The sequence below is a fragment of the Streptomyces sp. NPDC096012 genome, assembly GCF_040426375.1.
In the GTDB taxonomy this organism is placed as follows: domain Bacteria; phylum Actinomycetota; class Actinomycetes; order Streptomycetales; family Streptomycetaceae; genus Streptomyces.
On sequence record NZ_JBEOTD010000082.1, the window covers coordinates 1 to 7,717 of the forward strand.

7 protein-coding genes and 1 pseudogene are annotated in these 7,717 nt (G+C 71.5%); 1 reads left to right on the forward strand and 7 read right to left on the reverse strand.

What is annotated here, in order from left to right; genetic code table 11:
* Positions 1-157: 157 nt before the first annotated feature.
* The 7 genes and pseudogenes from ABVB68_RS36410 to ABVB68_RS36440 form a co-directional block, all read right to left on the reverse strand.
* Positions 158-1,537 carry an amino acid permease gene (locus tag ABVB68_RS36410; RefSeq protein WP_353605510.1) on the reverse strand — a complete coding sequence of 460 codons (1,380 nt, stop codon included), beginning with the start codon at positions 1,535-1,537 and terminating at the stop codon, positions 158-160.
* A gap of 122 nt (positions 1,538-1,659) precedes the next feature.
* Positions 1,660-2,550 carry a TauD/TfdA dioxygenase family protein gene (locus ABVB68_RS36415; RefSeq protein ID WP_353605511.1) on the reverse strand — a complete coding sequence of 297 codons (891 nt, stop codon included), beginning with the start codon at positions 2,548-2,550 and terminating at the stop codon, positions 1,660-1,662.
* Positions 2,551-2,561: 11 nt separating this feature from the next.
* A complete protein-coding gene (locus ABVB68_RS36420; RefSeq protein ID WP_353605512.1) occupies positions 2,562-3,035 on the reverse strand; it encodes an LLM class flavin-dependent oxidoreductase in 474 nt (157 codons plus the stop codon).
* Complete coding sequence (locus tag ABVB68_RS36425) at positions 3,032-3,766, reverse strand: ABC transporter ATP-binding protein (RefSeq protein WP_353605513.1); 735 nt, start codon at positions 3,764-3,766, stop codon at positions 3,032-3,034. Before ABVB68_RS36425 ends, ABVB68_RS36420 begins: the two co-directional genes overlap by 4 nt.
* Positions 3,742-4,590: an ABC transporter permease gene (locus ABVB68_RS36430; RefSeq protein ID WP_503006564.1), complete on the reverse strand. Its 849-nt coding sequence runs from the start codon at positions 4,588-4,590 to the stop codon at positions 3,742-3,744. The genes ABVB68_RS36425 and ABVB68_RS36430 overlap by 25 nt, the downstream gene beginning before the upstream one ends.
* Positions 4,587-5,630, reverse strand: coding sequence for an ABC transporter substrate-binding protein (locus tag ABVB68_RS36435; protein WP_353605514.1), 1,044 nt, complete (start codon positions 5,628-5,630; stop codon positions 4,587-4,589). The genes ABVB68_RS36430 and ABVB68_RS36435 overlap by 4 nt, the downstream gene beginning before the upstream one ends.
* Before the next feature lie 205 nt (positions 5,631-5,835).
* Positions 5,836-6,777 (reverse strand): annotated as a pseudogene (locus tag ABVB68_RS36440) (ROK family protein); the annotation flags it as partial.
* Positions 6,778-6,994: 217 nt separating this feature from the next.
* Between ABVB68_RS36440 and ABVB68_RS36445 the strand changes: the two are divergent.
* Complete coding sequence (locus ABVB68_RS36445) at positions 6,995-7,576, forward strand: biotin transporter BioY (RefSeq protein ID WP_353605515.1); 582 nt, start codon at positions 6,995-6,997, stop codon at positions 7,574-7,576.
* Positions 7,577-7,717 lie beyond the last annotated feature (141 nt).

Below are 7,717 nucleotides of genomic sequence, written 5' to 3' on the forward strand. Positions count from 1 at the left end.
TTGTCGTGAAGACAGGCATCTCCACTACGCCCGGAGGTCTCCTCTTGATCAACTACCGACGCGAGTCACCAACCTCTTGGCCGAGTACACCTAGAGTCGCCGGAAACGGAAGGGCCCCCATGTGCCGTACATGGGGGCCCTTCCGCTTATTCGGGGCTCAGCGCCTGGCGCGCGCCCGCTGCCGACCGTAGCCGACGGCCGCGAGGGCCAGCGTCATGCCGCCCGTCGAGTACAGCTGGAGACGGGTGTCCGGCTCGCGGGCCATGAGGACGAAGATCACCGCCATGGCGGCCAGCGCGACCCAGGTCAGCCAGGGGAAGGCCCACATGCGGACCGCCAGCTTCTCGGGGGCCTCCCGCTCGATCCGGCGGCGCAGCAGCAGCTGCGAGACGGCGATGAAGATCCAGACGACCAGGATGACCGCGCCGATCATGTTCAGCAGCCAGCGGAAGATGTCGTCCGGGCGCCAGTAGTTGAGCAGCACGCAGACGAAGCCCAGGACGCAGGAGGTGAGGACCGCGATCCGGGGCACCCCGCCGGACAGCCTGGCCAGCGACTTCGGGCCCTGGCCGCGCTCGACGAGCGAGTAGGCGATGCGCGAGGAGCCGTAGATGTTGGCGTTCATCGCGGACAGCAGGGCGACCAGGACGACCACGTTCATCACCTGGCCCGCACCGGGGATGCCCAGATGGTCGAGCGTGGCGACGTACGGGCCCTTCTCCACGACCTCCTTCGAGTCCCACGGCACGAGGGTGACGGCGACCGCCATCGAGCCGATGTAGAACAGGGCGATGCGCCACATCGCCGTGCGGACGGCGGAGACGACACCGCGCACCGGGTTCTCCGACTCGGCCGCCGCGATGGTGACCGTCTCCAGGCCGCCGTAGGCGAAGACCGAGGCGAGCAGGCCGACCAGCAGGCCCTCGCTGCCGTGCGGCAGGAAGTCGGTCAGGTTCGAGGCGCCCGGGGAGTCCGTTCCGGGCAGCACACCCGTGATGGCGAGCACGCCGAGCACGAGGAAGAGGCTGATGGCGCCGACCTTGAGCGCGGCGAACCAGAACTCGAACTCGCCGAAGTTCTTCACCGCCGTCAGGTTCGCCCCGCAGAACACCACCATGAACAGGGCGACCCACATCCACTGCGGGGTGCCGGGCAGCCAGCTCTGGACGATGCCCGCGGCACCGATGCCCTCCAGGCCGACGGCCGTGCAGAGCAGGACCCAGAAGGACCAACCGGCGGCGAAGCCCGCCCAGGGACCGATCGCCCGCTCCGCGTGCGCCGAGAAGGAGCCCGACGACGGGTAGGCGGCCGACATCTCGCCGAGCATCCGCATCACCAGCATGACGAGCAGACCGGAGACGGTGTAGGCGATCACGATGGACGGACCGGCGGCGGCGATGCCCGCCCCGGAGCCGACGAAGAGGCCGGCACCGATCACCCCGCCGAGGGCGATCATCGACAGATGGCGCTGCTTGAGGCCGTGGGAGAGGGAGGCGCCCTGTTCCCTCGGGGGCGTCTTGGTGGTGGTGCTGGGCATGGGGGGCGGTTCTCCCGGTGCGACAGGCGGGTGAAAACTCCGCCAGTCTGGGCGGCCCGTCCGCTCACGCGGACGGGCCGCCCACTATGCGGACACCCGACGCACGGTGGGTGAACCGTCGGCTACGCGGCCAGCGGGGTGTAGTGCGAGGCGTCGCCCTCGATCGAGTAGCTCTCCTTGCCCTCGACACCGACCGGGAGGTCACCGGCCACGGTCACCCGGTGCAGCCGGCGCGGGCGCCCGTCGTAGTTGTCGATGGCGTAGTGCTGGGTGATCCGGTTGTCGAAGAGGACCAGCTGGTTCTCGGACCAGCGCCAGCGCAGCACGTTCTCCGGCCGGGTGACGTACACCTGGAACAGGTCGAGGATCTTGCGGGACTCGCCGGCCGACAGGCCCACGATCCGCTGCGCGAACCCGCCGATGAAGAGACCGGGCTCCCCGGTCAGCGGGTGGACGCGGACCACCGGGTGGGCGGTGCGGTACTTGACGGAGGTGAACTCGGCGCGCTGGGCGGCCCGCTCCTCGTCGATGTCCTCCTCCGGCACCGCGTAGTCGTAGTCGTTGGTGTGCTCGGCCCACAGGGTGTCGGCGAAGCGGCGCAGCGGCTCGGGCAGATCGCGGTAGGCGGCCGCCGCGTTGGCGATCAGGGTCTCGCCGCCGTACGGCGGGACGGTGATCGAGCGCAGGGTGCTGGCCTGCGGCGGGTTCAGGACGAAGGTGACGTCGGTGTGCCAGTGGTTGGCGCGGCCCCGCTCGCTGTCCACGGGCAGCACGTTCGGGGCGCCCTCGACGGCGCCGACGGTCGGGTGCGCGGTGGTCAGGTCGCCGAGGTGGCGGGCGAAGGCCTGCTGGCCGGCGTCGTCCAGCCGCACGCCGTCGAAGACGAGCGCCTTGTGGACGTTGAGGGCCTCGCGGATCTCGGCGACCTGTTCCGGGGCGAGCGGCCGGGAGACGTCGACGCCGGAGACCTTGGCGCCGATCCTTGCGGTGACCTTGGTGATCTCGATGGGCATGGCGGTTCCTTTCAGACGAGGGCGGCGGCGGGGGCGGTGTACTGGTTGGCGGGGCGGGGCAGGCCGTAGCGCTCCCGCAGGGTGCGGCGAGCCCCGTACTCGGCCCGCAGCAGGCCGCGGGCGCGCAGGATCGGTACGACGTGCCCGACGAAGGCCTCCAGACCGGAGGGGAGCACGGCGGGCATGATGTTGTAGGAGGTGGACGCGGTGGCGATCAGGCCGATGTGCTCCGTGGCCGTCGCCAGCGCGGTCAGCAGGGTGAGCGGTTCCAGGGCGCCGGCCGGCCGCTGCGCGAGGTTGTTCCACAGCTGGGGGCCGTCGGCGAGGAAGAGCGAGTCGAAGGTGCCGCGCTCGGCGATCCGCGCGAGCCGGACGTAGTGACCCAGCTCCACGTGGGCGTACGGGTCGCTCTCCGGGAGCCGCCAGGACGCCTCGTGGTGCCCGGTGTTCATCAGGAACGCGTTCAGATGGAGCTGCCTGGTCATGCGTGGTCCTCCGTGACACCGAGCGCGGCCAGCAGCCGCTCGCGGTAGGCGCCCAGCACCGGCTCGCGGTAGGAGCGCGGGTGGGGGTGGTCGATGGTCAGGTCGAGGCCGATCCGGCCCTGGTCCAGGACGAGGACCCGGTCGGCGAGCACGATCGCCTCGTCCACGTCGTGGGTGACCAGCAGCACGGACGGCCGGTGCCGTTTCCACAGCTCCCGCAGCAGGTGGTGCATCCGGATCCGGGTCAGCGCGTCCAGCGCCCCGAACGGCTCGTCGGCCAGCAGCAGTTCCGGCTCGCGCACCAGGGAGCGGGCCAGCGCCGCCCGCTGCGCCTCGCCGCCGGACAGCTCGCCCGGCCAGGCCCGCTCCCGGCCGCCCAGGCCGACCTCCGCCAGTGCGGCCCGGCCGCGCTCGGCGACGTCCCTGCCGTCCAGGCCGAGCAGGACGTTGTCCAGCACCCGGCGCCAGGGCAGCAGCCGGGAGTCCTGGAACACCACCGACACCCGCTCCGGCGCGGTGATCCGCCCGCTCCCGGCCACCCCGTGGTCCAGGCCCGCGACCGCCCGCAGCAGGGTGGACTTGCCCGAGCCGCTGTGGCCGAGCAGGGCCGTGAACTGCCCGGCGGGCAGGTCGAGATCGATGCCGTCGAGGACCGTACGGTCCTCGAACGACCGGGTCAGGCCCTCGATCCGGACGGCGGGCCGGGTCAGTTGCTCAGTGTGCGGCGCCATGACACCACCCTCCGTTCGACGAGGCGGACCAGGCTGTCGGAGACCAGGCCGAAGACGCCGTAGATCAGCAGGCCGACCAGGATGACGTCGGTCTGGCCGTAGTTCTGCGCCTGGAACATCAGGTAGCCGAGGCCGTTGGTGGCGTTGATCTGCTCCAGGACCACCAGGCCCAGCCAGGAGCCGGTCACGCCGAGCCGGAGTCCCACGAAGAAGCCGGGCAGCGCGCCGGGGATCACGACCTGACGGATGAAGGTGAACCTCGACAGGCCCTGCACCTCGGCGAGTTCGACGAAGCGGCTGTCGATGCCGGACAGTGCGGCGTGCGTGTTCAGATAGATCGGGACGTAGACGACGATCGCGATGATGGCGATCTTGAAGGTCTCCCCGATGCCCAGCCAGAGGATGAACAGCGGGATCAGGCCGAGGGTCGGGATCGCCCGGTTGAGCTGCACCGTCCCGTCGATCAGCGCTTCCCCGGTCCGGCTGAGGCCGGCGGCGAGGGCCAGCAGCACCCCGGCGGTCAGGCCGATCGCGAAACCGTAGCCGGCCCGCTCCAGGGAGGTCAGCACATCGGTGGGCAGGGTGCCGTCGGTCCACAGGTGGCCGGCGGTCCGCAGGACCGTCCAGGGCGCCGGCACGGCACCCGTGTCGAGCGTTCCGGCGGCCGAGGCGGCGGCCCACAGGACGAGCAGCAGCAGCGGGCCGACGAGCCGAGCAGCGGGCAGTCGACGGCCGGGGGAGAGCCGGCGGCGCCGACGGACCGGGGAGAGTTCCTCGGCGGCCCGCGCCGCCACGGCTGTCGTCGTCGTGGTCACGGCGGTCACCTCCGGTACTCCGCCGGTACGGCCTTGGCGGCGATGGACTCGAAGCGGTGGTCGAAGAGCGAGGACACGTCGAACCTCTTCACGAAGCCGCCCTCGGCGAGCAGATCGGCGGTCTCCTGCTCCCACTTGATCGCCTCGTCCCAACTGGGCGGAAAGAGAGGCTTGTTGGCGAGCGCGGTGATGGACTTCGCCTGCTCCGGGGTCAGGTTCTGCGTCTTGACGTAGAACTCCTCGTTCCACACGTCCGGGTGCTCGTACGTCCACACCTGGCCCTTGGCCCACGCGGGGATGTAGGCGGCGATCGCGGCGGCCTTCGCCGGGTCGTTCAGCACGGACTGCGGCGCCCACAGCAGGTTGAGCAGGTCGACGACGTCGGTCCTGATGACGTGGGCGCCCTTCCCCTCGTACTGCTTCAGGTACGCCGGCGCCTGGTTGTTGGCGAGCGGGGCGATGTCCACCTGGCCGGACTGCAGCGCCGTCAGGAACTGGTTGCTGGTCAGCGGGATCAGCTTCACCTCGTCGTACGCCAGGCCGGCCTGCTTCAGCGCCCGCAGCAGGACGACACCCTGGGCCTGCCCCTGGGAGAAGGCGAGCCGCTTGCCCCGGAAGTCCTCGATCGTGCGGATGTCGCTGCCGGGCTTGGTGGCGAAGAGGTAGTTGGGCTTGCGGGTGATGTCGATCGCCACGATCTTCGCGTAGAAGCCCTGGTAGTGCGCCTGGATCGGCGGGATGCCCGCGTTGTTGGCGAGGTCCAGGGACTTGGCGCGGAAGGCGTTGATCACATCCGGGCCCGCCCCGATGTTCGCCCAGCTCGACACCCTGAAGGGCGGCTCGGGCAGCTTCGCCAGCTTCAACTGGAGCTGCTGCTGGCCCAGGTAGGAGGCGATCTTCAGGCTGGTGCCGGCCGGGACCTCGGCGGCGAGCGGCCTGGTGGCGGCGCCCTTGGTGTCGGCGGAGGCATCGCCCTTGGTGCAGCCGCTGAGGCCCGCGACGGCGGCGGACGCCCCGGCCAGGGAGGTGAGAAAGGCACGACGGTGCATGGGAGGACTCCCAGGGGAAAAGAAGGGGAAAGGCAGGAAGAATTCCGGGACGACAGGCCGGAGAAGGGAAACTCACGCAGCGGGAAACACGCGCTTCATGCGCGGCAATATGTCAGCAACAGAAGGTGCGACAGCTGATGAGTACGTCCATGACCAGCATGTTCCCGGCCATGAGCGACTCCTGTCAACATTCCGAGTTTCTGAATTAAATAGGCTCAGGTGACGCACTCAGCGGATCTCGGAACAACACGTCGAGCATGACGGATCCACCCGCCACCGCCAGTACCGAATCCGGGAAACTCGTCGGTACCACGGCTGCCGCACGGCTTTCTCCGGCCGCCTCCCGCAGCGCGTCCAGGCAGTCCTCGAAGTGCATGACGCCCACCTCGGTCACCACGACCGTCTCCGGGTTGAGCACGTCCAGCAGCGGCCCGGCCGCCCGTCCGGTCGCCCGGGCCCGGTCCACCAGCAGCCGCCGGGCCACCGCGTCCCCGCCCGCCGCCGCGGCCACCACGTGCATCGGGTTGGCCGAGACGATCACCCCGGCCGCGCGGGCCCGCCGGCACAGCGTCCGCTCGCTCGACTCCGCCTGGAGGCAGCCGGTACGGCCGCACGGGCACGGCTCGGTGCCGCCCGGCACCGGCAGATGGGCGATCGCCCCGGCCGCCGAACGCGGCCCGTGGTGCACCTCGTCGTTGGTCGCGAACGCCGCGTCGACCACGTTGCCCACGAACAGGTGCAGCACGCTGCGGCTTCCCCGGGCCCGCCCGAACAGCCGCTCGGCGTTCACCAGCGCCCGCGCGTGGCCGTCCACATGGACCGGCAGCCCGGTGCGGGCGCTGAGCAGCTCCCGCACCGGCACCTCCCGCCAGCCCAGCAGCTCGTGCTCCACGACGGTGCCCGTCGCGCGGTCCACCCAGCCGCCGAGCGCCACGCCGACGCCCAGCGGGCACCGGCCCGGCACCGTGGCGAACAGTCCCGCGAGCCCCTCGGCGGCCCGCTCCAGCACCCGGCCCGGATCGGTCGGCCCGTGCTTGAGCTCCCGCCGCGCCACCACCCTGCCGCGCAGATCCAGCAGGGCCACCGTGGTGTACGGCACCGCCATGACGGCGACCGACGGGCGAGACGCGCCCCGACCGGGCTTTGGCGGGTACCTACAGTTCCGCGGAGGGGCGAGGGAGTGAGCCGGACGTCTCTGCCTCCGTGACTGGCATCACGCCCGCCCAGGTGTAAGCGGCACGCTTTGTGCGAAGCGTACGACTGCGCCGTTCGCCGCTTTGTCGAGCACCGACGGTGATCGGCACCGGGCCGCTGGGATAGCGTCGCCGTGTCCCGACGTGTCCACACCATCCCGCGGAGTCCCCATGAGCACCGCCACCGTCGCCGCTCGTCCCGGCGCAGTCCTCGCCGACCTGCTGCCGTCCTCCCGTGTCCGTGACGCCGCCCTCGTGGCCGGCGGCGCCGCGCTCACCGGCCTCGCGGCCCAGCTGTCGGTGCCGGTGCCCGGCTCCCCGGTGCCGGTGACCGGCCAGACCTTCGCCGCGCTGCTCGTCGGCACCACCCTCGGTGCCCGCCGCGGCTTCCTCTCCCTCGCCCTGTACGCGGTCGCCGGTGTCGCCGGCGTGCCGTGGTTCGCGAACGGCGGCTCCGGCGCCGGCACGGTCTCCTTCGGCTACATCCTCGGCATGCTGCTCGCCTCCGCCCTCGTCGGCGCCCTGGCCCGCCGCGGCGCCGACCGCTCCCCGCTGCGCATGGCCGGCACGATGATCCTCGGCGAGGCCGTCATCTACGCGGTCGGCGTCCCCTACCTGGCCCTGGCGGCCCACATGTCCGCCTCCGCGGCGATCGCGGCCGGACTCACCCCGTTCCTGATCGGTGACGCACTCAAGGCCGTCCTCGCGATGGGCGCGCTCCCCACCGCCTGGAAGTTCGCGCACAAGAGCTGACCCGCGCCACGCCGCCGCGGCAAGCACCGGGGCCGCATGGTCCGACGGTATCCGTCGGGCCATGCGGGCCCCGGCCGGGGCGCGACCACGGGGCCCCGCGCCCCCGGGGTAGTCCCGCGGCCCCGGTGACTCCATGGGGCG